Source organism: Afipia sp. DC4300-2b1, from assembly GCF_049895725.1.
GTDB classification, from domain to species: domain Bacteria; phylum Pseudomonadota; class Alphaproteobacteria; order Rhizobiales; family Xanthobacteraceae; genus Afipia; species Afipia broomeae.
Genome location: NZ_JAFCSX010000004.1, coordinates 611,513 through 637,116, shown reverse-complemented (window position 1 = coordinate 637,116; position 25,604 = coordinate 611,513). Strand labels below are relative to the sequence as shown.

Genomic DNA, 25,604 nt, shown 5'->3' with positions numbered 1-25,604 from the left:
AACAATCGACTGTGCGCCGCAAGATACGCGTCTTGACGATGTCGCAATGCGATGCCACATCGCATAAGATGAATACTATCAAGAACGTCTGTGTTTATTGCGGTTCCGGCCCCGGTACCAATCCCGAATTCCTTAAAGCCGCTACAGCCTTCGGCAAGACCCTTGCCGAAAACGGCGTCGGCTTGGTCTATGGCGGCGGCTCCATCGGCCTGATGGGCGCGGTTGCGGCCGGCGCACTTGAAAATGGCGGCAAGGTCACCGGCATCATCCCGACCTTTCTGACCAAACGGGAGCACGTCCTGAAAGACGCGCAGGAGCTTATCGTCACGAAGGACATGCACGAGCGCAAACAACTCATGTTCGAGCACTCCGACGCATTCGTCGCATTTCCCGGCGGCGTCGGCACGCTGGAAGAACTCGTCGAGCAGATGACCTGGTCGCAGCTCGGCCGTCACAGCAAGCCGATCCTGCTCGCCAATATCGCGGGCTTCTGGAATCCGCTGCTCGTGCTGATCGATCACATGAAGCAGACGGCGTTCATCCGCGCCAACCTGTGGGTCGATGTTCTCACCGCTGATCGCGTTGAGGATATTCTCCCGACGCTTCAGAAGGTCGCGGCGCAGGTGCCGGAAGCAGCCAAGCTGATGGATGATCAGGTCGCAAGCCGGCTGTAATACGGCTTATGCCGGCTGATCGTCTTTGAGAAATGTCACCGCCTCGATGCGGTTTCCGTCCGGGTCGGCAACGAAGGCGGCGAAGTATCTCACGCGGTCATGCGGACGCACGCCGGGCGGTCCGTCGTCCGTGCCACCTGCCCCGAGAGCTGCGGCATAAAACGCTTCAACCTCGACCGTTGTTTTGGCGCGAAGGCAGATGTGCGTGCCGCTGTCCGGCGACACGCGCGTCATGTTCGGACGCAGATTGATCCAGAATTCCGGATAGCTTTTTCCAAAGCCGACCGTAGCCGGCCGCGCGATCAGCTTTGTCAGGCCGAGTGGCGCAAGCGCGGCCTCATAAAAGCGCGCCGCCCGTTCAAGATCGGCAACCCCCACCGAAACATGATCGAGCATTTGACGCTTCCTCTTTGGACGGATTACGCAGGTGCGTTGGATTTCACCAGCTTGTAGACGACCGAATCCATCAGGGCCTGAAATGATGCATCGATGATGTTGGGCGATACGCCCACCGTGGTCCAGCGTTCGCCCGCCTCGTCCTCACTCTCGATCAGCACGCGGGTGATCGCCCCCGTGCCGCCATTGAGAATACGCACGCGATAGTCGACCAGTTTCAGACCTTCGATGTATTTCTGATACTTGCCGAGATCCTTGCGCAGCGCGACGTCGAGCGCATTGACCGGGCCGTTGCCTTCCGCCGCCGAGATCAGCATTTCACCGGCGACATCCACCTTCACCACCGCCATCGCCACGGTGACATGCTGTCCCAGTGCATTGTAACGCTGCTCGACGTTCACATCGAACTGCACGACCTTGAAATAATCCGGCACCTTGCCGAGCGTCCGGCGCGCCAGCAAATCGAAGGAAGCATCCGCGGACTCATAGGCATAGCCCGCCGCTTCCTTCTCCTTCATTTCCTCAACCAGACGCGTCAGCTTCGGATCATTCTTGTCGAACGGAATACCGGCCCGCTCCAGTTCGGCGATGACGTTGGAGCGTCCGGCCTGATCGGAAACCAGCACCTTGCGGTGGTTACCGACAGCTTCCGGCGTGATGTGTTCGTAGGTCTGCGGGTCTTTCAGAACCGCCGAGGCATGGATGCCCGTCTTGGTGACGAATGCGCTTTCGCCGACATAGGGCGCATGACGATCCGGCGCGCGATTGAGGATATCGTCCAGCGCGCGCGAGGCATGAACCAGCGTTGCGAGCTTTTCGTCCGATACGCCGATCTCGAATTTGTCGGAAAATTCCTTCTTCAGCTTCAGTGTTGGAATCAGCGAGCAGAGATTGGCGTTGCCGCAACGCTCACCCAGCCCGTTCAACGTACCCTGGATTTGCCTCACGCCCGCGCGCACAGCAGCCAGCGAATTCGCAACTGCCTGCTCGGTATCGTTATGCGTGTGGATGCCGAGATGATCGCCGGGGATGTGCTTCACAACCTCGCCGACGATGCTCTCGATTTCGTTCGGCATCGTGCCCCCATTGGTGTCGCACAGCACCACCCAGCGCGCGCCGGCGTCGTACGCCGCTTTCGCGCAGGCCACCGCGAATTGCGGATTCTCCTTAAAGCCGTCGAAGAAGTGCTCGCAGTCGAGCATAACCTCACGGCCCGACGCCTTCGCCGCGCTGACGCTGTCGCGGATCGAGGCGAGATTTTCCTCGTTGGTGGTCTCGAGCGCCACCCGCACCTGATATTCAGACGATTTGGCCACAAAACAGATCGCGTCGGCCTTCGCCTCGAGCAAACCCGCGACGCCGGGATCGTTCGACACCGAACGGCCCGGGCGGCGCGTCATGCCGAAGGCGGTGAATTTCGCATGATCGAATTTCGGTTTTGAGGAAAAGAATTCCGTATCCGAGGGGTTCGCACCCGGATAGCCGCCCTCGATATAGTCGATCCCGAGATCGTCGAGCATATTTGCGATAATCTGCTTGTCATGCAGCGTGAAATCGACGCCGTTGGTCTGCGCGCCGTCGCGCAGCGTCGTGTCGAACAGATAGAGACGCTCGCGGCTCATGATGGTCTTCCCGGCATATCGCCTTGCGGCGCATCGCCGCCCAGTGATTTCTTCATGGTGGTGTTGGCCAGCCATTCGTCGCCGACCGACACCGTATTCCGCTGCTGGGCCGTATAACCGCGCTTGACGAAAAACGGCTCGGCGGTGTCGCTGGTTTCGGCCGTCAGCGCGGTCGCACCGCGTGCACCGGCCAGTTTTTCCAGTGCGTCGCAAAGTGCCGTGGCGACGCCCTGCCGCGCAAAGCCCGGATGCACATAGAGCAAATCGAGATGATCTTTGCCTTTGAGCGAGGCAAAGCCCACCGGCGAACTTTCGATGGTCGCCACCAGCGTCAACTGGCCCGCAAGCCGCCTGCCGAATTGGTTTTCGTCCTCGGCGGCACCTGCCCACGCCTCGCGCTGAGCATCCGAATAGTCATCCTCAGCCAACTCATCGATGCTGGCGACGAAGATCGCCGCGAGCACCGGAGAGTCCTCGGGAAGAAACGGCCGCAAGCCGACTTTTGGGATGGATTGGCCCATTGCCTTACCAGACGTTGAAGAGTTTGAGCGCGAGCGCGATGGCGGCAACAATCAGCAGCCACTTGATCCCGATATAGTAGCGCCAGTGCTTGGGAAAAGGCGTGTCAGGCTTTGTCATCGCGCAATCTCCCATGTGGTCACAGGCTTGCCGTCGGCATCCTTGCCGTCCTTCAACACGATTCCTCTGGCAGCAAGTTCGTCGCGGATGCGGTCGGATTCCTTGAAATCCTTCCGCGCACGTGCGGCTGCTCGATCGGCGATCAGATCATCGACATTGCCCGCTTTGGAAACGGCGCTGGCATCAGCCTTGGCAACCCACGCCGCAAACCGCGCGGCATCGAGACCGAGAAACGCGAGCGCGTTACCAAGTGCAACAGCGGCTTCATCTCCCGGGTCGCGAACCTGCTTGCGCAAGGCGTGCAGTTCAGCAATCACCCTGGGTGTATTCAGATCGTCAGCCAGGGCTTCGATAACAGAAGAAGGCGGTTCTCCTGAGGGCGGCGCCGCTACGCTGAAAAAGTCTTTTAGCGTGTTGAATGCATTGTCACACGCAGCCAACGACCAATCGATCGGTGAACGGTATTGGGTTTGCATCATTGCAAACCGCAATGCGTCGCCAGGCCATGAACGGCCGCGCCAGCCTGTCAGCAACTCCCTGATTGTGACGAAGTTGCCGAGGCTCTTCGACATCTTCTCGCCCTCGACCTGCAGGAAGCCATTGTGCATCCAGACATTGGCCATCCGGTCGTTGTGGAACGCGCAGCAGGATTGCGCCAGTTCGTTCTCGTGATGCGGAAATACTAGGTCGATGCCGCCGCCATGAATGTCGAACTGCTCGCCGAGATGTTTCCACGCCATCGCCGAGCACTCGATGTGCCAGCCCGGACGTCCCTGCGGTGTAATGCCGCCCGGTGAAGGCCATGACGGCTCACCCGGCTTTGACGGCTTCCACAGCACGAAATCCATCGCATCGTGCTTGTAGGGCGCGACATCGACACGGGCACCAGCCAGCATCTCGTCGAGCGAACGCCGCGCCAGCTTGCCGTAGTTCGGATCGGATGCGACGTTGAACAGGACGTGATCCTGCTCGACATAGGCGTTGCCGCCCGCGATCAGTTTCTCGATGATCGCACGCATTTCCGCGATGTGCTCGGTCGCGCGCGGCTCGACGGTCGGGCGCAGGCAGCCAAGCGCATCGACGTCAGCATGAAACTGTTTTTCCGTCTCCTCGGTGACCTTGCGGATCGCCTCGTTCAGAGGAAGGCCCGGAAAGTCCCGCGCGGCGCGATCGTTGATCTTGTCATCGACATCGGTGATGTTGCGGACATACTTGACGTGGTCCGCGCCGTAGATGTGCCGCAACAAGCGAAACAGAACATCGAACACGATGACGGGACGCGCATTGCCGATATGCGCGAAGTCATAGACCGTCGGCCCGCACACATACATGCGCACGTTCTTCGGATCGAGCGGCCGGAACGGCAGCTTCTCCTTCGTCAGCGTGTCGTAGAGCTTGAGCTCCATGGAAATCGAATCCCTTGCCTTGCGGCCGGGTCGTCCTCCCATGATCTCGTTTGAGAAAAGACGGCTCCAGCCAGCGAATCGCTAGCTAATAATCTCGCGGCAAATGCCGAAAATGGAGACCGAACCGTTCATGGGCCGCACAATGGTCCAGCCGAGGGGACCGCGTCAAGGTCACACCTCCAGGATTTCGGCGTCTCATACCCCCGTTGCCACGGAATTGCCGCCCTTAATCATTCTTAACCGTTCGGGCTTAAGAATGGAGGCGCCTGTGCTTCTCCCGAACCGGTGCCACCATGCGATTCCTGCTCACACTGACTGCCTGCGTATGCCTGCTTGCCGCGACCGAGACCCGCGCCGACAGCCGCGTTTTCATCGTTGCCAATCAGTCTGACGGCTACGGCGTCGATGAATGTCTTGCCAAGGGTGAAAAATGCGGGGCTCCGGCGGCGCGCGCCTATTGCGAGTCACGGGATTTTGCGCAGGCTACCGGTTACCGCCGCGTCGATCCCGATGAGGTGACCGGCGCTATTCCGGCTTCCACAGGCGGGGCCCGCAGCAGCGGTGAGTTCGTCGCCATCACCTGTCAGCGCTAATAGCCTCGGTTCCACGGGGCTTCTTTTCGTCACGATTCTCTGCCTTATCTGGCCCCTGAATCGACGTGACCTTGCCGCCGGAAGCTTGTATGTGAGCCCGTCGGCCGCGCCGCGGCCAGCCAGGATCGTGACAGCTTGCCGAATTCTACTTTCTCGCGATGGACTTTTGCCACCGCTGCGCTTGTGAGCGCGGCGCTGTTGACCCATGGCGCGATGGGACAACAGGGTTTTCCGCCCCCACCGGCGGCCCAGCCCGGAACCGCAAATCCGATCTGCCAGCGGCTGGTCGGGCAGTTATCGGCCATCGACGGCGGCGGTGGCGACAACGCCAAGGCGGATCAGATCCAGCGTTATGTAGAGGCGCAGAGCCGGCAGCAGGCCGAACTGGAGCGCGTGCAGGACCAGGCCAAGCGCCAGGGCTGCGACAGTTCGGGATTTTTCTCGCTGTTCAGCGGCCAGTCCGCGCAGTGCGGCCCGATCAACACGCGAATCCAGCAGATGCGGTCGAATCTCGATCAGATCACCGGCAATCTTGAGCGGTTGCGCGGCGGCGGCTTTGGCGGCTCGGAACGCGAGAACCAGCGTCGCTCAGTGTTGATGGCGCTCGCCCAGAACAATTGCGGCCCGCAATACGCGGCACAACTTCGCAACAGCGGCGGCGGAAGCTTCCTCGACAATCTGTTCGGCGGCAATAATAACCCCGGCAGCGCGCCAACGGACAACGGTGCGGCATCCGGCACCTATCGCACGGTCTGCGCACGAAGCTGCGACGGGTTCTATTTCCCGATCTCGTTCGCCACTGTGCCCAGCCGTTTCGCCGACGATGAACGCACCTGCAAGGCGCTGTGCCCCGCCGCGGACGCGACGTTGTTCACCTATCGCAATCCCGGCGAAGACATGAATCAGGCGGTGTCGATCAGCGGCCAGCCGTATTCGCAGTCGCCGAATGCGTTCAAATATCGCCAGGCATTCGACAAGTCATGCAGTTGCAAAGCGGTCGGCCAGACCTGGTCCGACGCGCTGAAGAATATCGACGACAAGGCGGCTGCCGCCCAGCAAGGCGACATCATCGTCACTGATGAAAGCTCGAAGAAGATGTCACAGCCGCAAAAGGCGGCTCCAGCATCGGCGCAGAAGAAATCAGGCACCGTCGCAACGCCCGCGAACGCACAACCGTTGCCAACCGGCACGGCGCCAGAAACGCCCCCTGCTTCAGGTGACAAGCCGATCCGCTCGGTAGGACCGACGTTTATTCCGGCGCGTTAGCGTTCAGACGCCCCTCACGTAAAGAGCTGCCGCGGGTTGCGATTGGCCTCGGCGAAGTCGACGAGCAGCTTGTTGACCTCTTCCGGCCGCTCCTGCTGAATCCAGTGTCCCGCACCGTCGATGATATGCTTGCCGGACAGGTTGGGCACGTTCTCGTGCATCGACTTGACCTCATCCGCCGCCATCAGCAGTACGCCATCAAGGGAGCCGGCGATGAAAATCGACGGCTGCCGCAACTTGGCCTTGTCGAGAAACGGTGTCAGCAGCCAGTTACGATCGAAGTTGCGATAGAAATTAATCGGCCCGCGAAAGCCAGATTTTCTGAATTGCGCGGCAAAGAAATCGATGTCGGCTTCGGTGAGCCATGCTGGCATCTTCTCAGGGATCGCCAGATTGTCGACCATGCGCGTGTTCTTGGGAAACGACGCGAACGTGAAGGACGCATCGCTTCGCCGGCAGTCGCCTGATGCTGAATAGAGAATGCCCAGCAGTGAACGGCGCACATCCTCCTCCAGCTCGCGCTCAACACGGCCGGGCTGCTGGAAGTAATCCTGATAAAAATGCTTCTCGCGCGTCAGATTGAAGAACCTGACAAGCGGGCGCACTGCCCGACGCGGAAGAAACGGGACGCTGAGGTGCGCGACAGCGTGAAACATATCCGGGCGCAGCAGCGCGGTCGGCCCCGCGATGATCGAGCCCCAGTCATGGCCGACCAGAATCGCCTTGTCTTCGCCGACGGCATGGACAAGCCCGACAAGATCGCTCGCGAGATGAAGAATGTCATACTCTTCGATAGAGGCTGGCGCTTCGGTATCGCCATAGCCGCGCAGATCAGGGGCAATCACACGAAAACCGGCCGCGGCGAGCGCCGGAATCTGATGACGCCACGAATACCAGGATTCCGGCCATCCATGACACAGCAGCACCAGCGGCCCCGTCCCCGCCTCCACGTAATGCAACCGGATGCCATTTGTGTGAGCGAACTTGTGCTGAACGGTATCGATCGTCATTTTCACCCCCGGATAATCTCGGCAACGCCGAAGTATCCGGACGATTTAGATGACGAAAATCATATGAGTCCATTGCGGCGAAGCGCATAGCCGCAATCCGGATCGATCGGAATTCTGTTTTAAACTTAGCTGTGTGCGAAAATGACCGATCCATACGTGCAAATCAAATGAGCCGGATTTTTCCCGCGCGCACGCATGACTGATCAGCCTTCGAACGCCTCGGCCGAGCCGCGGCTCGATCGCGTCACCAGCGAATGATCCGGAGCGGCAGGCGCTTTTCCGTTGTCGCGAAACTTGTTGATGATCGGATAGCGGCGATCGCGGCCGAAATTCTTGCGCGTCACCTTCACGCCGGGCGCGGCCTGACGGCGCTTGTATTCTGCGATGTTGAGCAGACGCGCGATTCGGGTCACCGTGTCGATGTCGAAGCCTTCGGCCACGATCGATGCGACCGAGTCTTCGCGCTCCACCAGCCGCACAAGAATGGCGTCCAGCACATCGTACGGCGGCAGCGAGTCCTGATCGGTCTGGTTCTCGCGCAATTCGGCAGTCGGTGGACGCGTGATGATGTTGGGCGGAATGACTTCGCCGGACGGACCAAGCGCGCCCTCGGGCTTCCATGAGTTGCGCAAGGTCGAAAGCCGGAAAACCTCGGTCTTGTAGATGTCCTTGATCGGATTGTAGCCGCCGTTCATGTCGCCATAGAGCGTGGCGTAGCCGACTGACATTTCCGACTTGTTGCCGGTGGTCACCACCATTGAGCCGAACTTGTTGGAAATAGCCATCAGCAGAACGCCGCGGGTGCGCGCCTGCAGGTTTTCCTCAGTGACGTCCCGCTCCCGGCCCGCAAAGACCGGCTTGAGAATGTCCTCGAAGCCGTGAACCGCAGCGGCAATCGGCAATACCTCGTACTGGATGCCGAGTTGCTTCGTCAGCTTCGCCGCATCATCGAGTGATTCCTGCGCGGTGAAACGGAACGGCAGCATCACGCCGCGTACCTTGTCCGCGCCAAGCGCATCGACAGCGATGGCCGCGCACAGCGCTGAATCGATACCACCTGAGATGCCGAGCAGCACGCCGGGAAAACCGGCCTTACCCACATAATCGCGCAGGCCGAGAACACAGGCAGCATAGTCGCCCTTGTCGCCGTCGAGCACCGGCGTCACCGGCCCCTTGCAGGTCCAGCCGCCGTCGCCCTTTGTCCATCGGACGGTCGTGATGTTTTCAACGAACCCCGGCAATTGAAACGCCAGCGAGCGGTCGGCATTCAACGCGAACGACGAACCGTCAAACACCAGTTCATCCTGTCCGCCGACCTGATTGAGATAAACCAGCGGCAATCCGCTTTCGGCCACACGCGCGACCGATACAGACAGGCGCATGTCGTTCTTTTCGCGCGTATAGGGCGATCCGTTCGGCACGATCAGTATTTCCGCGCCGGTCTCCGCGAGGCATTCGACAACGTTCTCGTAATCTTCGGACTCTTCCATCCATGTGTCTTCACAGATGGGGACGCCGACCCGCACGCCGCGGATGGTCACCGGCCCCGCCGCCGGCCCGCGCGCGAACACGCGCTTTTCGTCGAATACGCCATAGTTCGGAAGATTGGCCTTGAAGCGCAGCGCCGCGATCCGCCCCGCGTCGAGCAACGCGCAGGCGTTGTAGAGCTTGCCGTCCTCGACCCAGGGCGTGCCGATCAGCACAGCCGGACCGCCGTCGGACGTTTCGCGCGCCAGCATCTCGATCTCGGCGCGGCATGCGGCCTGGAATGCCGGTTTCAGCACCAGATCTTCCGGCGGATAGCCTGCGATGAACAGCTCAGGGAGGACCAGCAGATCAGCGCCGTCGGACACCGCCTGTTTCCGGGCAGCACGGGCCTTCGCGGCATTGCCGGTGACGTCACCAACGATGGGATTGAGCTGTGCGAGCGTGATCGTGAGCTGGGTGGCTTTGGTCATGACCGCATTTAGCCCGCTCCGCGAGAAGTCCGCAATTGCTCAATATGAGCATAAATCAGATGAGACCTATGCGCTCCGCGATGGCGAACAGCCAGACCCCTCCGGCGATCACCAACGTGACGCCGACGGCCGCCGACCCCATGTCCTTGACCCGGCCGATCTGCTTGTCGTGGTCGGTCGTCAGGCGATCGGCCAGTTTCTCGATGGCCGTGTTCAACAATTCGACCACCATCAGCAGCAGCACGATACAGATCAACTGGATCTTGCGTTCCGGCGACACGCCGATCAGGAAAGCCAGCGGCACGGCGATAACAAGTGCGACGACCTCTTCACGGAAAGCCTGCTCGGAACGGAAGGCAAACGCCAGTCCGTTCCGGCTGTTGATCGTGGCGCTCCACATCCGCGACAGCACCTTACGGAGCATTAGAAGCCCGCGACGGCCGGCATTGGCTTCGCTTTGCCGGAGCGATCCTGCTTGAGCAGTTCGGCAATCAGGAACGCCATGTCGATGGACTGCTCGGCATTCAGGCGCGGATCGCAGACCGTGTGATAGCGGTCATTGAGATCCTCGTCGGTGATCGCGCGCGCGCCGCCGATGCATTCGGTGACGTCCTGTCCGGTCATTTCCAGATGGACGCCGCCCGCATGGGTGCCTTCGGCCGCATGGATGGTGAAGAACGACTTCACCTCCGACAGCACGCGGTCGAACGGCCGGGTCTTGTAGCCGGACGTCGACGTGATCGTGTTGCCGTGCATCGGATCGCACGACCAGACCACCGAACGCCCCTCCCGCTGCACGGCGCGGATCAGTTGCGGCAGATGCGCGTCCACCTTGTCCGAACCGAACCGGTTGATCAGCGTCAACCGGCCGGGCTCGTTGTCCGGATTGAGGACATCGATCAGCTTGAGCAATTCATCCGGCTTCAGCGACGGGCCGCACTTCAGGCCTATCGGATTCTTGATGCCGCGGAAGTATTCGATGTGGCCATGATCGAGCTGACGGGTGCGGTCGCCGATCCAGATCATGTGGCCCGTGGTCGCGTACCAGTCGCCGGTCGTGGAATCCACGCGCGTGAAGGCCTGCTCATAGCCGAGCAAGAGTGCCTCGTGGCTGGTGTAGAAATCGGTCGAACGTAGTTCCGGATGACTCTCCAGATCGAGACCGCAGGCGCGCATGAAGTTGAGCGCCTCGGAAATCCGGTCGGCCAGTTCCTTGTAACGGCGCGACTGCGGCGAATCCTTCAGGAAGCCGAGCATCCACTGATGCACGCTGCCGAGGTTGGCGAAGCCACCGGTCGCGAAGGCGCGCAGCAGATTCAGCGTCGCTGCCGACTGGCGGTACGCCATCAACTGGCGCTGCGGATCGGGCGTGCGCGCTTCCTTCGTGAACGCGTTGTCGTTCACGATGTCGCCGCGATAGCTCGGCAGCTCGACGTCGCCCTGCTTTTCCGTCGGCGACGAGCGCGGCTTGGCGAACTGGCCGGCGATGCGGCCAACCTTCACCACCGGCAGCGCGCCGGCATAGGTCAGCACCACCGCCATCTGCAGCAGCACGCGGAAGAAATCGCGGATGTTGTTCGCGCCATGTTCGGCGAAGCTCTCGGCGCAGTCTCCGCCCTGAAGCAGGAAGGCCTCACCGGCAGCTACGCGGGCCAGCGACTTCTTCAGGTTGCGCGCTTCACCTGCAAAAACCAGCGGCGGAAACGTAGCAAGCTGCGCCTCGACATCGGCCAATGCCTTCGCATCGGGATAGTCTGGCACTTGCATGACTGGCTTCTTGCGCCAGCTGTCGGGCGTCCACCGCTCGGACATGACTGAAACTCCTCAGGAAACGGCAATCTTGTGATGCGCCGGGTTATACACAGGTGGGTACGGTCTTGCCAGATGCAAATCGGCATGAAGTCTCAAGGACTTGCCCGGACTGAAAGCCCGCTTCCGCTCACTGTGGCGCAAGGAGACGGCTATTCCGCCGCCTGACGGACGTGCCGGGCGCTGGGCGTGCGCAGGGTCACGAGTTCTTCGGCGGCCGTCGGATGGACCGCCATTGTCGCGTCGAAATCGGCCTTGGTCGCCTTCATCTTGACGGCGATACCGACCACCTGGATCAGTTCGCCCGCCTCCGGCCCGACGATATGGCAGCCGAGAATCCGGTCGGTCGCGGCATCGACGATCAGCTTCATCATGATCCGGGATTCGCTTCCCGACAGTGTCGATTTCAGCGAGCGGAAGTCGGTCTTGTAGATGTCGACGTGGGTGAACTGCGCCCGCGCCTCCGCCTCGTTCAGTCCGACCGTGCCAACCTCGGGCTGAGTGAAAACCGCCGTCGGAATGTCAGCATGATCGACACGCGTCGGCCGCTTGCCGAATACTGTATCAGCGAAGGCATGTCCTTCGCGGATCGCAACGGGCGTCAGATTGAGACGATGCGTGACGTCGCCAACGGCGTAGATATGCGGCACGTTGGTCTGCGAAAAACCATCCACGGCAATGCCGCCGTTGATGGGGTTCAGCTCGACACCGGCCTTCTCAAGTCCGAGACCTTTGACATTCGGATGCCGGCCGACCGCAAACATCACCTGGTCCGATGCAATGCTTGAACCGCTCGACAGATGCGTGGTGAAGGCGTCGCCGTGCTTTTCGACCTTCGTGACGATGCAGCCGGTGATCACGTTGATACCCGACTTCTCCATCTCCTTGCGAACGTGCGCCCGCACATCATCGTCGAAGCCGCGCAGGATATTTTCGCCGCGATAGATGACGGTCACGTCAGAACCAAGTCCGGCGAAGATGCCGGCGAACTCCAGCGCAATATAGCCGCCGCCCTGAATCACGATGCGTTTCGGGAATTTCCGGAGGTGGAACACCTCATTGGACGAGATCACATGCTCGATGCCCGGAATGGCTTCGCCGTGGTTTGGCGCGCCGCCGGTGGCGATCAGCACATACTTTGCGTTGACGGTTTCGCCGGTCGAAAGCCGCAGCCTGTGCGCATCCTCGAACGTCGCGCGCGCCTTCACGATTTTGGCGCCGGCCTTTTCCACGTTGAACGTGTAGGCCGCCTCGAGCCGGGCGATTTCCTTGTCCTTGTTGGCGATCAAGGTCGGCCAGTCAAACGTCGCGGGTGGAATGGTCCAGCCGAAACCCGCAGCGTCCTCGAGTTCATGCCGGACATGGGACGCATAAACCATCAGCTTCTTCGGGACGCACCCGCGGATCACGCAGGTGCCGCCCATCCGGTATTCTTCGGCGACCATGACGTTTGCACCATAACCGGCGGCGATCCGGGCAGCACGTACGCCGCCGGAACCACCGCCGATTACGAACAGATCAACGTCCAAGTCCGCCATCTGGAATTTCCGATCGTGCTTAGATTTCCTTGCCGCGCTTCTTCATTTCAGCACGAAACTTTCCGTTGATTTCTTCGCCGAACTTCTGCGCCCATTGATCCATATATTGACGCGCGGCGTTGAATGCCACGGGCTCCTGCGCGATCACCTTGACGCCAAGCGGCGACTTGTAGAACGCGGCGAGCTCTTTCAGTTCCTGCTCGGTGAAGGCCGTGGCGTAAATCCGCGCCATTTCCTCGCCGATCTCCTTTTCGCGGCCGGCGAGATCCTTCGCGACCTGAACTGCAACCTCGTTGAGGTCCTTCTGGTAGTTCAGGTTGGCCTGCAGCAGCACGTCCTTGGTCCGCTGCACGAGACCGGGAACGGCGCCCTGATAGATCGCGCTGACATTCTTGGACGCCAGGATTTCCTTGGCATAGCCGATGGCCGCGGGGGTCGGCGGCTTCGGAGCCTGCGCCACCGCGCTGCCCAGCATCAGGCCCAGCACTGCGCCTGCCGCGAGCAGAACGTTCGAAAACTTCCTCATATCAATTCTCCTCAATTGCGCACCACACTAGCGCCGTTCAACAACGCGAATACCCTGAGGGCCTGCGAGCACAGCCGTCCGCGCAAGACCGATAAACAAGCCGTGCTCCACCACGCCAGGGATCGAATTCAATGCTGCCGCCAGTCTGGGGGAATCCGGTATCCGCCCAAGGTGGGCATCGATAATCCAGTGGCCGCCATCGGTGACGAAAGCATGGCCATCCTTGGCCTTGCGGACACCCATTTGCCCGGAAACGCCTTTTTCAGCAAAGACCGCCTCGATGGCCCGGCGGGTCGCGCCGAGGCCAAACGGGATGACTTCGATCGGAAGCGGGAAGCGGCCGAGGGTCGGGACCCATTTCGATTCATCCGCGATCACAATCATTCGGTCGGATGCTGCCGCGACGATCTTCTCGCGCAGCAAGGCCCCGCCGCCGCCCTTGATAAGCTCGAGATTGGGGTCGATTTCGTCGGCGCCGTCCACGGTAAGGTCGAGCCGATCGACCTCGTCCAGTGTTGTCAGCAGGACACCGCAGCGCTCGGCGTCAGCACGCGTCGCTTCCGATGTTGGAACGCCAACGACTTTGAGACCTGCCTTCACGCGTTCGCCTAGCAGCTCGACGAAGTGTTTGGCCGTAGAGCCCGTGCCGAGCCCAAGCTTCATGCCGTCCCGCACCTGCTCGACCGCGCGCGCCGCCGCCTGCTTCTTTAGATCGTCCATCGACATCGTATCCTCGACGTTCCGTTCCCGTGGAACGCGAGGCATATAGCGCGGTTTCCGCGGCGGTGGATACGGCCTTGAGACTGAAAAACGGCCAAAAAGGCCGGACATAAGTCCAATCCTGCCGCAGCCCTTGCATGATCCGGCTTCGCCCGCTAGCGATCCGCCATGACCTCCTCCCCCCTTATTGTCTTCGATCTCGACGGCACTCTCGTCGATACAGCTCCCGATCTCGTCGGTGCGCTGAATTTCGTCCTCCAGCGCGAGGGGCTGCCACTCGTGCCGGTTGCATCCGCTCGCACCATGATCGGCGCCGGTGCGCGGAAGCTGATCGAGCGCGGGCTCGAACTCGAGGGCCGCGCCATGAGCGTTGCGGACATCGACCGGCTGACCGTCGACTTCATTGCCTATTACAGGGAGCACATCGCGGACGCTTCCAAGCCGTTCGAGGGCCTCTATGCCGCCCTCGACGAACTGGAGGGACGCGGTTTCAGGTTCGCCGTTTGCACCAACAAGCTCGAGGGGCTTTCAAAGCTTCTGCTCGCGAAACTGGACATGACAAAGCGCTTTGCGGCGATTTGCGGCGCCGACACATTCGGTGTGGCAAAGCCCGACCCGACCATCCTGCGCCAGACCATCGCCCGGGCCGGCGGAGACGTCTCCAGATCGATCATGGTTGGCGATTCCGGCCCGGATGTTGGGGTTGCGCGCCGGGCCGGTATTCCGGTAATTGGGGTCGCGTTTGGGTACACAGAAATCCCGATCGCGGAACTTAAACCCGACATTGTCATCGGTCATATGCGGGAACTGCCAGGGGCCGTGAAAAATCTGGCGGCTTCTTTTGCAAGCCAATGAAAGGTATACGGTTTTGCCTGTTCACACAGATTCGGAACCGGCGTTAACCTTTGCGTAAGGAATGTACCGCGCCCGGTTGCGCGGACATAATGACACTTCTAAGGTCCCGCGCGGGGACTATGCGGCTATCACCGCATCACATGACGGATGCACCATGCGTATCATTGTTGTCGTCGCGGCGGGCCTTGGCCTGGCGGGCTGCTCATCGTTCTCCATGCCTGACATGTTCAAATCTACGCCGCCGAGCGCAACGATTCAGCTTGAATCGCTGCCGGCGGGCGCCGAGGCGCGTGCGTCGAGCGGCGAGACCTGTAAAACCCCCTGCTCGCTTTCGGTGGTGGCCGCCGAGAATTTTTCCGTGACATTCTCGCTGCCGAAGTACCAGCCTGAAACCGTGCCCGTTCAGCTCCTCAGAGATCCCAGCGGTCCTGGCGTGACGGTCGACCCGAATCCTGTCTATGCGGAGCTGCAACCGGCGCTTCCCGGCAAGAAAGGCGCGCGCGGTGCACCCAAGGCCGCTCCAAAAGCCAAAAAGCCACGCTCTGCGCCGGCCGCAGCCGCGCCCGCAGAGGAGTCGCCGTTTCCGCCGCCGCCGGCCCGCTGACACCGTTCCATTAGTGCTGTCTGCATAAGCTGGATTCGTTTGTAAGCGCGCTTCATCGTGCCTAGATTGTGCTTGGGATACCACGGCGGGCGCGGCCCGCCGGGTAAAGCAAATATGCATGGCGCTGAATGAGCGAACCTTTTACAAGTTCCCTGTCCACGACATCTGCGATGACCGACCCCTTCGGGCGGTCGATCAGCTACTTGCGCGTCTCGGTGACGGACCGCTGCGACCTGCGCTGCTTCTATTGCATGTCCGAAGACATGACGTTTCTGCCCAAATCCGACCTGCTTACGCTTGAGGAATTGGACCGGCTGTGTTCGGCGTTTATCGCCAAGGGCGTCCGCAAGCTGCGCCTGACCGGTGGCGAACCTCTGGTTCGGCGCAATGTGATGTCGCTCGTACATTCCCTCTCGCGCCATCTCGAAAGCGGCGCACTGAATGAATTGACACTGACGACCAACGGTTCGCTGCTCGAGAAATTTGCCGCCGAGCTCAAGGACAACGGGGTACGTCGTATCAACGTCTCGCTTGATACCCTCGACGCCGCGAAATTCCGGGCCATTACGCGATGGGGCGACCTCGACAAGGTGCTGCGCGGCATCGAGGCTGCGCGCTCCGTGGGCCTCAAGGTCAAGATCAACGCCGTGGCGCTCAAGAACTTGAACGAGGACGAGATTCCCTCGCTGATGGAGTGGGCGCACGGCAAGGACATGGACCTCACCCTGATCGAGGTGATGCCGATGGGCGATATCGGCGAGGGCCGGATCGACCAGTACCTGCCGCTGTCACTGCTCCGTGCCCGCCTCGCCGCCCGCTATACCCTGACCGACCTGCCGGACGACACCGGCGGACCGGCGCGCTACGTCCGCGTCTCCGAGACCGGCGGCAGGCTCGGCTTTATCACGCCGATGACCCATAACTTCTGCGAATCCTGCAACCGCGTCCGGGTCACCTGCACCGGGACACTCCACACCTGCCTCGGCCACGAGGACGCCTCCGACTTGCGCAAGCCTCTGCGGGCATCCAGCGACGACGCCCTCCTCGCAGCCACCATCGACCGGGCGATCGGGCTCAAGCCGAAGGGCCACGATTTCATTATCGACCGCCGCCACAACCGGCCAAGCGTCAGCAGGCACATGAGTGTGACCGGCGGCTAGGCTGCAAATATTGCTGGAGTGCCCAAGTTTCTTGACATTAATTTCCTGCCGGTTGGCTCAGTTGTGAGTCAGCCATCTTTCCGTCGCAAAACCTCCAAACTTCCAATTGACGGCGGCGTAAGTCGCTGAAATGGTGCCGCCGCGTCATAATGCCTCGGCAGAGTAGAGCCGCGCCTCGCGCATACGAGGCAAGAAAAGGCAAATGCATGTAGATTGATCCGGGGGGATGAATTGGACATCGTAAAATTCACGCGCGTTGTTGACGGCATCAGTGATGTCGCCGGCTACATAGCGAAATGGCTAGTGCTTCTCGCCTGCCTGGTGAGCGCAGGCAATGCGGTGGTTCGTTACCTGATCAGCTACAGTTCGAATGGACTGCTGGAAATCCAGTGGTACATGTTCGGCGGCATTGTGCTTTTCGGGGCGGCGCAGACCCTTCGTCTTAACGAGCACGTCCGCGTCGATCTTCTGTATTCGTCCGTCTCAGACAAGACGCGGCTGTGGATCGATATCTTCGGATTTACGATCTTTCTGCTGCCGGTTATGGCGTATCTGACCTATCTGACGTGGCCGTTCTTCTACAATTCCTTCCAGTCGAAGGAACTGTCGATGAACGCGGGTGGATTGATTCTGTGGCCCGCCAAGGCTCTGCTTCCCACTGGTTTCGCATTGCTCTTCCTTCAAGGTCTCGCCGAACTTGCCAAGCGCATTGCGGCGCTCGCCGGTGCGATCCGCATCGACACGCACTACGAAGCTCCTCTGCAATAGCAATCGAACGCACGAGACGGGATTAATTGATGTTTTCGCACGGCATATTCCCCCCGTTGATGTTCGGGACCATGATCCTGTTCATGCTGATCGGGTTTCCGGTCGCATTCTCGCTGGCCGCGGTTGGATTGTTCTTCGGCATTCTCGGAATCAATACAGGACACTTCGATCCGTCTTTTCTGCAGGCCCTGCCCTTCCGTTTCTATGGAATCATTTCAAACGATCTGTTGCTGTCGATTCCGTTCTTCACCTTTATGGGCGCGATTCTTGAGCGCTGCGGTCTCGCCGAAGACTTGCTGGAGGGCACCGGCCAGTTGTTCGGAAAGATCCCGGGTGGTCTCGCCTATGCCGTAATCATCGTCGGCGCCATTCTTGGCGCAATAACCGGCACCGTTGCGGCCTCCGTCATCGCCATGGGCGTGATCTCGCTGCCCATCATGATCCGCTACGGTTACGATATGCGGCTCGCGACCGGCGTCATTGCAGCGTCCGGCACGATCACGCAGTTGATTCCTCCGTCGCTCGTGCTGATCGTCCTCGCCGACCAGCTCGGCAGGTCCGTCGGTGACATGTATCTCGGTGCAATCGGCCCTTCGATCCTGCAGGTCGCGATCTTCTTGCTCTACATCGTCGGCGTATCCCTTCTCCAGCCGCACAAGATGCCGCCCATCCCTGAGTCCGCACGTGAGCCGATGGACTGGAAGCTCGTCCGCCGCGTGCTGTGGGGCATGATCCCCTCCATCGTCCTGATCTTCCTTGTTCTCGGCACCATCGGCCTTGGTCTCGCAACCCCCACCGAGGCCGGCGCCATGGGTGCAGTGGGCGCGATGGTTCTGGCAGCGATGCATCGCCGCCTGACCTGGCCGCTGGTCGAACAGGCCATGACGTCCACGATGCGCCTGACGTCGATGGTCGTGTTCATTCTCATCGGCTCGACATGTTTCAGCCTCGTGTTTCAGGGCATGGACGGCGCACGCTGGATCGAACACCTGCTGACCGGCCTGCCCGGCGGGGTCGTCGGCTTCCTGATCTTCGTCAACATCTTCGTTTTTTTCCTGGCGTTCTTCCTCGACTTCTTCGAGATCGCCTTCATCATCATTCCGCTGCTTGCACCTGTCGCCGCCAAGCTCGGCATTGATCTCGTGTGGTTTGGCGTCCTGCTGTGCGTCAACATGCAGACGTCGTTCATGCATCCACCGTTCGGCTTTGCGCTGTTCTATCTGCGCGGCATTGCCCCGCCTGAAGTCAAAAGCTCTGACATCTACTGGGGCGCAATGCCCTGGGTGCTGATGCAGGTCATCCTCGTCATCATCGTGATCTACTGGCCGGGCGCGGTGACTTACTGGATCGACACCACCAAGATCGACACCACCAACATCAAGATCGAAATTCCTCAGATCGAAATGCCTCAACTCGATCTCGGACCATCGAAATAATCGAAGCCAACCGAATAACGAAAGAGCCCGGCCTCGTATGAGGCCGGGCTCTTTGTTTTTCAGCTTAGAGCGATCAACTCAGCTCCGTGTGCGCGACCTGACCTGGAAACTGTTGAAGCCGTATTCTGCAACCTGCCACCACGTGTACTGGTCGTTGCGGTAAGCCGCCATCGCTTCATAGATCTTCTTGAAGTTGGGATTGTTCGCCGACGTTTCTGCATAGACCTCATTGGCGGCCTTCAGCGAGGCATCCATGATCGATGCAGAGAACGGACGCAATTGCGTCCCCCCGGCCACCAGCCGCTTCAGCGCGGGAGGATTGTAGGCATCGTAGCGTGCCTGCATCGTTTCGTTGGCAAGCGTCGATGCCGTCTTGATGATGGACTTGTAGCTCGCTGGCAGCGATTCCCATTTGGCGAGATTGACGAGATTGTGCAGCGTCGGTCCGCCTTCCCACCAGCCGGGATAGTAGTAGTACTTCGCGACCTTCTGGAAACCGAGCTTCTCGTCATCGTAAGGCCCGACCCACTCGGCTGCGTCGATGGTTCCTTTCTCAAGCGACGGATAAATGTCGCCGCCCGCCACCTGCTGCGGCACCACGCCGAGCTTGGTAAGCACACGGCCGGCAAAGCCGCCGATCCGCATTTTCAAGCCGCTCATATCGGACGGGTCTTTCAGCTCCTTGCGAAACCAGCCACCCATCTGGCAGCCGGTGTTGCCAGCCGCGAAGCCGATGACGTTGTGGCCTTTCAGGAATTCGTTGAACAGTTCGCCGCCACCGCCGACCTGTAGCCACGAGGTCTGCATGCGGCTGTTGAGGCCGAAGGGAACGGCGGTGCCGAGCGCGAAGGTGGGATCCTTGCCGACATAGTAGTAAGCGGCCGTGTGGGCCATCTCCACGGTGCCGTTCGAGGCGGCATCCAGCGCCTGCAGGCCCGGCACGACCTCGCCCGCGGCAAAGACCTGAATCTGGAACTTGTTGTCGGTGGCTTCGGCAACAGCCTTCGAAAACACCTCGGCCGCACCGTAAATGGTGTCGAGAGATTTCGGAAAACTGGACGTCAGGCGCCATTTGATTTCAGGCGACGACTGGGCAATGGCGGGTGATGCAATCGCCGCACCGGCTGCGCCGATACCCGCGACCTTGATAAACTCGCGACGTTTCATGATGACTCCCTGAATGTGATTTTGTGTGTTTTCTGCCCTTCTTTTCGAGGCTTGGAACCGGAGCATGGAGCAACCCGGTACCAATATCCATGCTGATTTCTTCCACTGCACCGCAAAATTAAAGCCCGGCCTCTTTCGAGGCCGGGCTGGTTCAGACTGCTTCGGTGAACGAAATCAGCCGCGGGTGCGCGAGCGGATCATGAAGCTGTCGTTGGTGTATTCGGCGACCTGCCACCACAGATACTGGTCCGAACGGTAGGCCTGCATCGCATCGATCGCCTTCTTGAAGTCGGCGTTCTTGGCGGAGATTTCAGCCCAGAGCTCGTTGGTCGCCTTCAGGCACGCGTCGAGCACCTCATTGGTGAACGGACGCAGTTGCGTGCCGCTGGCCACCAGACGCTTCAGTGCGCCCGGATTCTGCATGTCGTACCGTGCAGGCATCCAACCGTTTACGTGTGCCGCCGCGTTGGTCAGAATCGCCTGATAGTTCTTCGGCAGCGCGTTGAACTTCTCGAGGTTGGTGAACGCGTGAACCGTCGGTCCGCCTTCCCAGAAGCCTGGATAGTAGTAGAACTTCGCAACCTTGTTGAAGCCGAGCTTTTCGTCGTCATACGGACCGACCCATTCGGCTGCGTCGATGGTGCCTTTTTCCAGCGACGGATAGATGTCGCCGCCAGCAAGCTGCTGCGGGACGACGCCGACCTTCGCCAGCACCTGACCGGCAATGCCGCCGATGCGCATCTTCAGGCCCTGAAGATCGGCGACGGTCTTGATCTCCTTGCGGAACCAGCCGCCCATCTGCGTGCCGGTGTTGCCGCAAGGCAGACCCATAACGCCGAACTTCTTGTAGAACTCGTTTGCAAGCTCGTTGCCGCCGCCCTGATCGAGCCACGAATTCTGCATGCGCGTGTTGAGACCGAACGGCACCGACGCGAAGATCGCGAACGTCGGATCCTTGCCGACATAGTAGTAGGAAACCGTGTGGCACATTTCGACCGTGCCATTCGAAGTCGCATCAAGCGCCTGCAAGCCGGGAACGACTTCGCCGGCGGCGAATACCTGAATCTGGAACTTGTTGTCGGTCATTTCGGCGACGTACTTCGAGAGCTGCTCGGCGCCGCCGTAGATAGTGTCGAGCGACTTCGGGAAGCTGGACGTCAAACGCCACTTAACTTCCGGGGACGACTGGGCGATGGCTGGCGAAGCGACCGCAGTGGCGGCGGCTCCGGCAGCAGTTACTTTCAAAAAATCACGACGCTTCATTAGGCATCTCCTTTTGGGGGTGTTTCTTTTTGAAATCCCTCTGGAACGGTCTCTAGCACGGAAGTCGATTTGCGGAAAACGCGGGAACGCCGCATCAGGAGCGGATTAAACGAAAGTCGAATAAGGCCTCAAATCAGGTAAAAAGAGGCATTCCAGGGCGTCAGGTGGAGACCGCCGCGCCCACCAGTTGCCTTTTGATCTCGGTGCCGATGGCCCGATAGATCGCCGCATGGGCACCGCCCGGCTCGCTGTCCACCACTGGTGTGCCGGCATCAGACGACGTCCGGATGGTCATGTGCAGAGGGATTTCACCAAGGAACGGAACCTTGAGCCGCTCCGCCTCCTGCCGCGCGCCGCCATGCCCGAAAATATCGGAGCGCGTACCGCATTCAGGGCATTGGAAGTAGCTCATGTTCTCGACAATGCCGAGCGTCGGGACGTTCACCTTATCGAACATCGCGATCCCCCTGCGCGCATCGATCAGGGCGAGATCCTGCGGCGTCGAAACGATGACAACGCCCCGCAGCGGCACCTGCTGGGCAAGCGTCAACTGCGCGTCCCCCGTTCCGGGCGGCATGTCCACCACCAGCACATCGAGTTCACCCCAGGCGACGTCCCACAGCATCTGCCGGATCGCGGACATGACCATAGGACCGCGCCAGACCATCGCGGTCTCTTCCTCGACGAGGAAGCCGATCGACATCAGCGGCAGCCCGAAGCGGACAATGGGGATCATTTTCTTCGCGTCGTTCAGCGCTGGCTTTTCGCGAACGCCCGTCAGGCGCGGTACCGATGGGCCGTAGATATCGGCATCGAGCAATCCCACCCGCAGACCGAGATCGCGCAGCGCGAGGGCAAGATTGAGCGCCGTGGTCGATTTACCGACACCGCCCTTGCCGGACGCCACCGCGATAACGGAGCCAATACCGGGAATGGCGGCCTGCTTGCTCATCGGAGAATCCGCTGGCGCGCCTTGCGGCCGATGCTGAGCAACGGGCTTTACCCCGTGCGAATGCTGGTGCGGCGCCGGGGCTGCGGCAGGGCCGGGTTTCCGCTCGGCGGTTAAAGCGACCATCACTGTCGTGACGCCGGGAATCGCCCGAACCGCGGCCTCGGCCTTGGCGCGAACGTCTTCCCATGCCCGCGCCTCTTTGGCGTCGACATTGATCGAGAAGAAAACCTTGCCGTCCGAGGCCATAATTTCGGAAAGCACCTTGGCATCGGCAAGCGGCACGCCACGCGGCGATGCTATGGCGCGAAGCGCTGTAAGAACCTGGGTTTTATCGACTGCCACAACATATCTCCCGGCATTACCCCCGGGGGCCGCCGCTTGTGGCCTTCATACGCGCGTCACCTGTGCCGTCAACGGCCTTGCAAGGCCGTCCATCATTCGCATAGCTGTCGGCATCCCACATGCCGGGAACTCCGGCCAAAACACACCAGCAGTTCAGAGAGCAAGATATGGCAAAAGTCGCATTTCTCGGCCTCGGCGTCATGGGATTCCCCATGGCGGGACATCTCGCCGCCAAGGGCGGCCATGAGGTGACCGTGTACAATCGCACCGCTGCCAAGTCGAAGGCATGGGCCGAGAAATTCGGTGGCCGCGCCGCCGCGACACCGAAGGCGGCCGCCGAAGGTCAGGATTTCGTGATGGCCTGCGTCGGCAACGACGACGACCTCCGTGCCGTGACCATCGGCGCCGACGGAGCATTTTCGGGCATGAAGCCCGGTGCCGTTTTTGTCGATCACACCACGGCATCAGCCGAGGTCGCCCGGCAACTTGATGCCGAGGCCACCAAGCGCGGATTCCAGTTCATCGACGCGCCAGTTTCCGGTGGCCAGGCCGGCGCGGAAAACGGCGTGCTGACGGTCATGTGCGGCGGCGCAGAAGCCGCCTACAAGCAGGCAGAGCCTGTCATCGCCTCGTATGCCCGGATGTGCAAATTGCTCGGCCCTGCCGGCTCCGGTCAGCTTACCAAGATGGTCAACCAGATCTGCATCGCGGGTCTCGTCGAGGGATTGTCGGAGGGAATTCATTTCGCCAAGAAAGCCGGGCTCGACGTTGGGGCGGTGATCGACACCATCTCGAAGGGAGCAGCACAATCCTGGCAGATGGAAAACCGCTACAAGACCATGAACGAAGGCAAATTCGATTTCGGCTTCGCCGTCGAATGGATGCGCAAGGACCTTTCGATCTGTCTCGCGGAAGCTCGCCGCAACGGTGCAAGCCTGCCGGTCACCGCGCTGGTCGATAATTTCTACGCTGAAGTCGAGAAAATGGGCGGCAAGCGCTGGGATACATCGAGCCTGCTGGCACGGCTGCAGCGGTAACAATCCTCCGCCTGGTACGACACACAAGGCGGCGCGGTATCCCGTGCCGCCTTTCTTCTATTTGACGGGTGCGAACAGACCATCCCGCGACACCGAAATTCATACTTCCTTAACCCGATTAAATTGACCTTTAAGCCACCTCTTAATGATTTAGCGCCAGAAATAGCGGGGAGCAGTGCGCGCTCGTATGAGCCGGCGCAGCATTGGCAATTGTTCGGGAATTTGTCGCGTAAAAATGAGTGAGACCGCCGACAAAAAAGAGCTCTCCGCGACATCGGCGGAAACACCGGCGCGCAGCCGCCGGGCCGCTTCGCAGCGCGTGCGCGAAGCCCGTGACCGCCTGACGTCGACCAGCGGAACACGGCCGGCCTTCGACCATGAGTTGTTGCGGCAATACGCGCAGACGCGCATTTCAGCGTCGCTGGTCGTTATCCTCCTCGTGGTCTCGACGGGCATCCTCGCGAGCTTCTGGATTCCGGCCGTCGCCGCCGTGGTCTGGACCGCCGGAATCCTTGCGATCCACGGCATCGTCATTCGCTTCTGCTCCAAGTTTCTTGCCGTTACGTCCTCATCGCCTGCGATCACGCGCAAGTGGCGCATGCGATTTGTGGGACTGGATCTGCTTTACGGATTGGCCTGGACCCTCGTCCTGATCCATCCATCAGGCATCGATGTCGTCTCGAACACGTTGATGCTGTTCGTGATGCTGCTGGTCATTGCCGTTTCCAGCATGCTGGCGGCAAGCCTGCCGATCGCTGCCTTTGCGGCAACCGTTCCGGTTTCGGCGGCAATCGCGGTGAATTTCATCCTTCGCGGGACCTTCGATGATTACATCCTCGCAGCGCTCGCGGTGACTGCGGAAGGCTATTTCGCCCTGCTCGCTCATCGTCTGCATTCGACCACGCTTGCGACGCTGGAAGCCCGCGCCGAGAAAGATGCGCTGATCGGCGAACTCGAGCAGGCCAAGGCGATCTCCGATGAGGCCCGCTACCGGGCCGAATCCGCCAACGTTTCGAAGTCGCGCTTCCTCGCCCAGATGAGCCACGAGTTGCGCACGCCGCTCAACGCGATTCTCGGATTTTCCGAAGTCATGAAGAGCGAGATTTTCGGCGCACATGCCGTCGAGGTTTACAAGGATTACTCCGCCGACATTCACAACTCCGGCGTCCACCTCCTGAACCTCATCAACGAAATTCTCGATCTGTCGCGCATCGAGGCCGGGCGCTACGAACTCAACGAAGAGCCTGTCTCGCTGGTGCATGTTGTCGCGGATTGTCACCACCTGCTGAAACTGCGCGCATCGAGCCGCGGCATCACGATTCATGAAGTTTTCGAACAGGACATGCCGAAGCTGTGGGGTGACGAACGCGCCACGCGTCAGGTCGTGCTTAACCTGTTGTCGAACTCGATCAAGTTCACGCCGCAGGGTGGCGAAATCTGGCTCAAGGTCGGCTGGACAGCGTCGGGCGGACAATACCTCAGCGTCAAGGATACCGGCTCGGGCATTGCCGAAGACGAGATTCCGATCGTGCTGGCATCCTTCGGCCAGGGTTCGAACTCGATCAAATCCGCCGAACAGGGCGCCGGCCTCGGCCTGCCGATCGCCAAGAGCCTGATCGACATGCACGGCGGGACGTTCACGCTCAAATCGACCCTGCGGGTAGGTACGGAAGTGATCGTCACCTATCCGCCTGAGCGCGTGATGACGGCGCTGGCGCCGATGCGTGAGGAGTCCCCCCCCCTCCAGCCCGACAGGTCGCCAGAAGGACTCGCCGGGGATCGGAGCCGTCCGCGTTACAAGCCGATCATGAATGCGGGAACCGGTTTGTAGAACATCTTGCGCGAGCGATGAAAATGTCCATC

General features: G+C 60.5%; 24 protein-coding genes. 10 read left to right on the top strand and 14 right to left on the bottom strand.

The annotated features are described in order from the left end of the window. Window positions 1-68: 68 nt before the first annotated feature. Window positions 69-674, top strand: a complete 606-nt coding sequence (locus ACP7AL_RS19440) for a TIGR00730 family Rossman fold protein (RefSeq protein ID WP_425993609.1) — start codon at window positions 69-71, stop codon at window positions 672-674. Window positions 675-680: 6 nt separating this feature from the next. On the opposite strand, the gene ACP7AL_RS19435 is transcribed toward ACP7AL_RS19440, so the two are convergent. From ACP7AL_RS19435 to cysS, 4 genes are all read right to left on the bottom strand, one after another. After that, a complete protein-coding gene (locus ACP7AL_RS19435) occupies window positions 681-1,070 on the bottom strand; it encodes a VOC family protein (RefSeq protein WP_425993555.1) in 390 nt (129 codons plus the stop codon). Window positions 1,071-1,093: 23 nt separating this feature from the next. Then, a complete protein-coding gene (cimA, locus tag ACP7AL_RS19430; protein ID WP_006020029.1) occupies window positions 1,094-2,692 on the bottom strand; it encodes a citramalate synthase in 1,599 nt (532 codons plus the stop codon). Beyond that, complete coding sequence (locus ACP7AL_RS19425) at window positions 2,689-3,213, bottom strand: GNAT family N-acetyltransferase (protein WP_425993554.1); 525 nt, start codon at window positions 3,211-3,213, stop codon at window positions 2,689-2,691. The genes cimA and ACP7AL_RS19425 overlap by 4 nt, the downstream gene beginning before the upstream one ends. Window positions 3,214-3,327: 114 nt before the next feature. Beyond that, window positions 3,328-4,737 carry a cysteine--tRNA ligase gene (gene cysS, locus ACP7AL_RS19420; RefSeq protein ID WP_425993553.1) on the bottom strand — a complete coding sequence of 470 codons (1,410 nt, stop codon included), beginning with the start codon at window positions 4,735-4,737 and terminating at the stop codon, window positions 3,328-3,330. Between the two features lie 293 nt (window positions 4,738-5,030). Between cysS and ACP7AL_RS19415 the strand changes: the two genes are divergently transcribed. Both ACP7AL_RS19415 and ACP7AL_RS19410 read left to right on the top strand, forming a co-directional pair. After that, window positions 5,031-5,330: a hypothetical protein gene (locus ACP7AL_RS19415; RefSeq protein WP_425993552.1), complete on the top strand. Its 300-nt coding sequence runs from the start codon at window positions 5,031-5,033 to the stop codon at window positions 5,328-5,330. Between the two features lie 135 nt (window positions 5,331-5,465). Then, on the top strand, window positions 5,466-6,596 hold the full coding sequence (locus tag ACP7AL_RS19410) for a DUF2865 domain-containing protein (RefSeq protein WP_425993551.1): 1,131 nt from the start codon (window positions 5,466-5,468) through the stop codon (window positions 6,594-6,596). A 14-nt stretch (window positions 6,597-6,610) separates the two neighbouring features. On the opposite strand, the gene ACP7AL_RS19405 is transcribed toward ACP7AL_RS19410, so the two are convergent. From ACP7AL_RS19405 to rpiA, 7 genes are all read right to left on the bottom strand, one after another. Next, window positions 6,611-7,606 carry an alpha/beta fold hydrolase gene (locus tag ACP7AL_RS19405; RefSeq protein WP_425993550.1) on the bottom strand — a complete coding sequence of 332 codons (996 nt, stop codon included), beginning with the start codon at window positions 7,604-7,606 and terminating at the stop codon, window positions 6,611-6,613. Window positions 7,607-7,809: 203 nt separating this feature from the next. Next, window positions 7,810-9,564, bottom strand: a complete 1,755-nt coding sequence (locus ACP7AL_RS19400) for an NAD+ synthase (RefSeq protein ID WP_425993549.1) — start codon at window positions 9,562-9,564, stop codon at window positions 7,810-7,812. Between the two features lie 55 nt (window positions 9,565-9,619). Next, window positions 9,620-9,973 (bottom strand): diacylglycerol kinase, encoded by a 354-nt coding sequence (locus ACP7AL_RS19395; RefSeq protein ID WP_024920969.1) that lies wholly within the window; start codon window positions 9,971-9,973, stop codon window positions 9,620-9,622. A 14-nt stretch (window positions 9,974-9,987) separates the two neighbouring features. Beyond that, entirely contained in the window at window positions 9,988-11,376 is a 1,389-nt protein-coding gene (locus ACP7AL_RS19390) for a class II 3-deoxy-7-phosphoheptulonate synthase (RefSeq protein WP_006020020.1), read from the bottom strand. Between the two features lie 149 nt (window positions 11,377-11,525). Next, window positions 11,526-12,911 (bottom strand): glutathione-disulfide reductase, encoded by a 1,386-nt coding sequence (gene gor, locus ACP7AL_RS19385; RefSeq protein ID WP_425993548.1) that lies wholly within the window; start codon window positions 12,909-12,911, stop codon window positions 11,526-11,528. A 19-nt stretch (window positions 12,912-12,930) separates the two neighbouring features. Beyond that, on the bottom strand, window positions 12,931-13,437 hold the full coding sequence (locus tag ACP7AL_RS19380; RefSeq protein ID WP_006020018.1) for a DUF2059 domain-containing protein: 507 nt from the start codon (window positions 13,435-13,437) through the stop codon (window positions 12,931-12,933). Between the two features lie 27 nt (window positions 13,438-13,464). Next, window positions 13,465-14,163 carry a ribose-5-phosphate isomerase RpiA gene (gene rpiA, locus ACP7AL_RS19375; RefSeq protein WP_425993608.1) on the bottom strand — a complete coding sequence of 233 codons (699 nt, stop codon included), beginning with the start codon at window positions 14,161-14,163 and terminating at the stop codon, window positions 13,465-13,467. A gap of 162 nt (window positions 14,164-14,325) precedes the next feature. Here rpiA and ACP7AL_RS19370 point away from each other — a divergent pair, with 162 nt between their 5' ends. The 5 genes from ACP7AL_RS19370 (at window position 14,326) to ACP7AL_RS19350 (ending at window position 18,980) form a co-directional block, all read left to right on the top strand. Then, window positions 14,326-15,012, top strand: a complete 687-nt coding sequence (locus tag ACP7AL_RS19370; RefSeq protein ID WP_425993547.1) for an HAD-IA family hydrolase — start codon at window positions 14,326-14,328, stop codon at window positions 15,010-15,012. 154 nt (window positions 15,013-15,166) lie between these two features. Continuing rightward, entirely contained in the window at window positions 15,167-15,616 is a 450-nt protein-coding gene (locus tag ACP7AL_RS19365) for a PEGA domain-containing protein (RefSeq protein ID WP_006020015.1), read from the top strand. Between the two features lie 128 nt (window positions 15,617-15,744). Next, window positions 15,745-16,776, top strand: a complete 1,032-nt coding sequence (moaA, locus tag ACP7AL_RS19360) for a GTP 3',8-cyclase MoaA (protein WP_425993546.1) — start codon at window positions 15,745-15,747, stop codon at window positions 16,774-16,776. Between the two features lie 237 nt (window positions 16,777-17,013). Then, window positions 17,014-17,544 (top strand): TRAP transporter small permease subunit, encoded by a 531-nt coding sequence (locus ACP7AL_RS19355; protein WP_425993607.1) that lies wholly within the window; start codon window positions 17,014-17,016, stop codon window positions 17,542-17,544. A 29-nt stretch (window positions 17,545-17,573) separates the two neighbouring features. Further along, window positions 17,574-18,980 (top strand): TRAP transporter large permease, encoded by a 1,407-nt coding sequence (locus ACP7AL_RS19350; protein ID WP_425993545.1) that lies wholly within the window; start codon window positions 17,574-17,576, stop codon window positions 18,978-18,980. Between the two features lie 78 nt (window positions 18,981-19,058). On the opposite strand, the gene ACP7AL_RS19345 is transcribed toward ACP7AL_RS19350, so the two are convergent. The 3 genes from ACP7AL_RS19345 to ACP7AL_RS19335 all read right to left on the bottom strand — a co-directional run bounded on the left by ACP7AL_RS19345 (window position 19,059) and on the right by ACP7AL_RS19335 (window position 22,704). Then, entirely contained in the window at window positions 19,059-20,147 is a 1,089-nt protein-coding gene (locus tag ACP7AL_RS19345) for a TRAP transporter substrate-binding protein (protein WP_425993544.1), read from the bottom strand. Between the two features lie 174 nt (window positions 20,148-20,321). Further along, entirely contained in the window at window positions 20,322-21,410 is a 1,089-nt protein-coding gene (locus tag ACP7AL_RS19340) for a TRAP transporter substrate-binding protein (protein WP_425993543.1), read from the bottom strand. A 160-nt stretch (window positions 21,411-21,570) separates the two neighbouring features. Continuing rightward, window positions 21,571-22,704 (bottom strand): Mrp/NBP35 family ATP-binding protein, encoded by a 1,134-nt coding sequence (locus ACP7AL_RS19335; RefSeq protein ID WP_425993542.1) that lies wholly within the window; start codon window positions 22,702-22,704, stop codon window positions 21,571-21,573. A gap of 119 nt (window positions 22,705-22,823) precedes the next feature. Here ACP7AL_RS19335 and ACP7AL_RS19330 point away from each other — a divergent pair, with 119 nt between their 5' ends. Both ACP7AL_RS19330 and ACP7AL_RS19325 read left to right on the top strand, forming a co-directional pair. Beyond that, the gene (locus tag ACP7AL_RS19330; protein WP_425993541.1) at window positions 22,824-23,741 is read left to right on the top strand and encodes an NAD(P)-dependent oxidoreductase; all 918 of its coding nucleotides are present in this window, start codon (window positions 22,824-22,826) and stop codon (window positions 23,739-23,741) included. Between the two features lie 235 nt (window positions 23,742-23,976). Next, a complete protein-coding gene (locus ACP7AL_RS19325) occupies window positions 23,977-25,572 on the top strand; it encodes a sensor histidine kinase (RefSeq protein ID WP_425993540.1) in 1,596 nt (531 codons plus the stop codon). Window positions 25,573-25,604 lie beyond the last annotated feature (32 nt).

What these genes read in the sequence shown, in the direction of transcription:
- ACP7AL_RS19440 (WP_425993609.1), top strand. Translation starts at nt 69, where the DNA reads ATGAATACTATCAAGAACGTCTGTGTTTATTGCGGTTCCGGCCCCGGT.
- ACP7AL_RS19435 (WP_425993555.1), bottom strand. Translation starts at nt 1,070, where the DNA reads ATGCTCGATCATGTTTCGGTGGGGGTTGCCGATCTTGAACGGGCGGCG.
- cimA (WP_006020029.1), bottom strand. Translation starts at nt 2,692, where the DNA reads ATGAGCCGCGAGCGTCTCTATCTGTTCGACACGACGCTGCGCGACGGC.
- ACP7AL_RS19425 (WP_425993554.1), bottom strand. Translation starts at nt 3,213, where the DNA reads ATGGGCCAATCCATCCCAAAAGTCGGCTTGCGGCCGTTTCTTCCCGAG.
- cysS (WP_425993553.1), bottom strand. Translation starts at nt 4,737, where the DNA reads ATGGAGCTCAAGCTCTACGACACGCTGACGAAGGAGAAGCTGCCGTTC.
- ACP7AL_RS19415 (WP_425993552.1), top strand. Translation starts at nt 5,031, where the DNA reads ATGCGATTCCTGCTCACACTGACTGCCTGCGTATGCCTGCTTGCCGCG.
- ACP7AL_RS19405 (WP_425993550.1), bottom strand. Translation starts at nt 7,606, where the DNA reads ATGACGATCGATACCGTTCAGCACAAGTTCGCTCACACAAATGGCATC.
- ACP7AL_RS19400 (WP_425993549.1), bottom strand. Translation starts at nt 9,564, where the DNA reads ATGACCAAAGCCACCCAGCTCACGATCACGCTCGCACAGCTCAATCCC.
- ACP7AL_RS19390 (WP_006020020.1), bottom strand. Translation starts at nt 11,376, where the DNA reads ATGTCCGAGCGGTGGACGCCCGACAGCTGGCGCAAGAAGCCAGTCATG.
- gor (WP_425993548.1), bottom strand. Translation starts at nt 12,911, where the DNA reads ATGGCGGACTTGGACGTTGATCTGTTCGTAATCGGCGGTGGTTCCGGC.
- ACP7AL_RS19380 (WP_006020018.1), bottom strand. Translation starts at nt 13,437, where the DNA reads ATGAGGAAGTTTTCGAACGTTCTGCTCGCGGCAGGCGCAGTGCTGGGC.
- rpiA (WP_425993608.1), bottom strand. Translation starts at nt 14,163, where the DNA reads ATGTCGATGGACGATCTAAAGAAGCAGGCGGCGGCGCGCGCGGTCGAG.
- ACP7AL_RS19370 (WP_425993547.1), top strand. Translation starts at nt 14,326, where the DNA reads ATGACCTCCTCCCCCCTTATTGTCTTCGATCTCGACGGCACTCTCGTC.
- ACP7AL_RS19365 (WP_006020015.1), top strand. Translation starts at nt 15,167, where the DNA reads ATGCGTATCATTGTTGTCGTCGCGGCGGGCCTTGGCCTGGCGGGCTGC.
- moaA (WP_425993546.1), top strand. Translation starts at nt 15,745, where the DNA reads ATGAGCGAACCTTTTACAAGTTCCCTGTCCACGACATCTGCGATGACC.
- ACP7AL_RS19350 (WP_425993545.1), top strand. Translation starts at nt 17,574, where the DNA reads ATGTTTTCGCACGGCATATTCCCCCCGTTGATGTTCGGGACCATGATC.
- ACP7AL_RS19345 (WP_425993544.1), bottom strand. Translation starts at nt 20,147, where the DNA reads ATGAAACGTCGCGAGTTTATCAAGGTCGCGGGTATCGGCGCAGCCGGT.
- ACP7AL_RS19340 (WP_425993543.1), bottom strand. Translation starts at nt 21,410, where the DNA reads ATGAAGCGTCGTGATTTTTTGAAAGTAACTGCTGCCGGAGCCGCCGCC.
- ACP7AL_RS19330 (WP_425993541.1), top strand. Translation starts at nt 22,824, where the DNA reads ATGCCGGGAACTCCGGCCAAAACACACCAGCAGTTCAGAGAGCAAGAT.
- ACP7AL_RS19325 (WP_425993540.1), top strand. Translation starts at nt 23,977, where the DNA reads ATGAGTGAGACCGCCGACAAAAAAGAGCTCTCCGCGACATCGGCGGAA.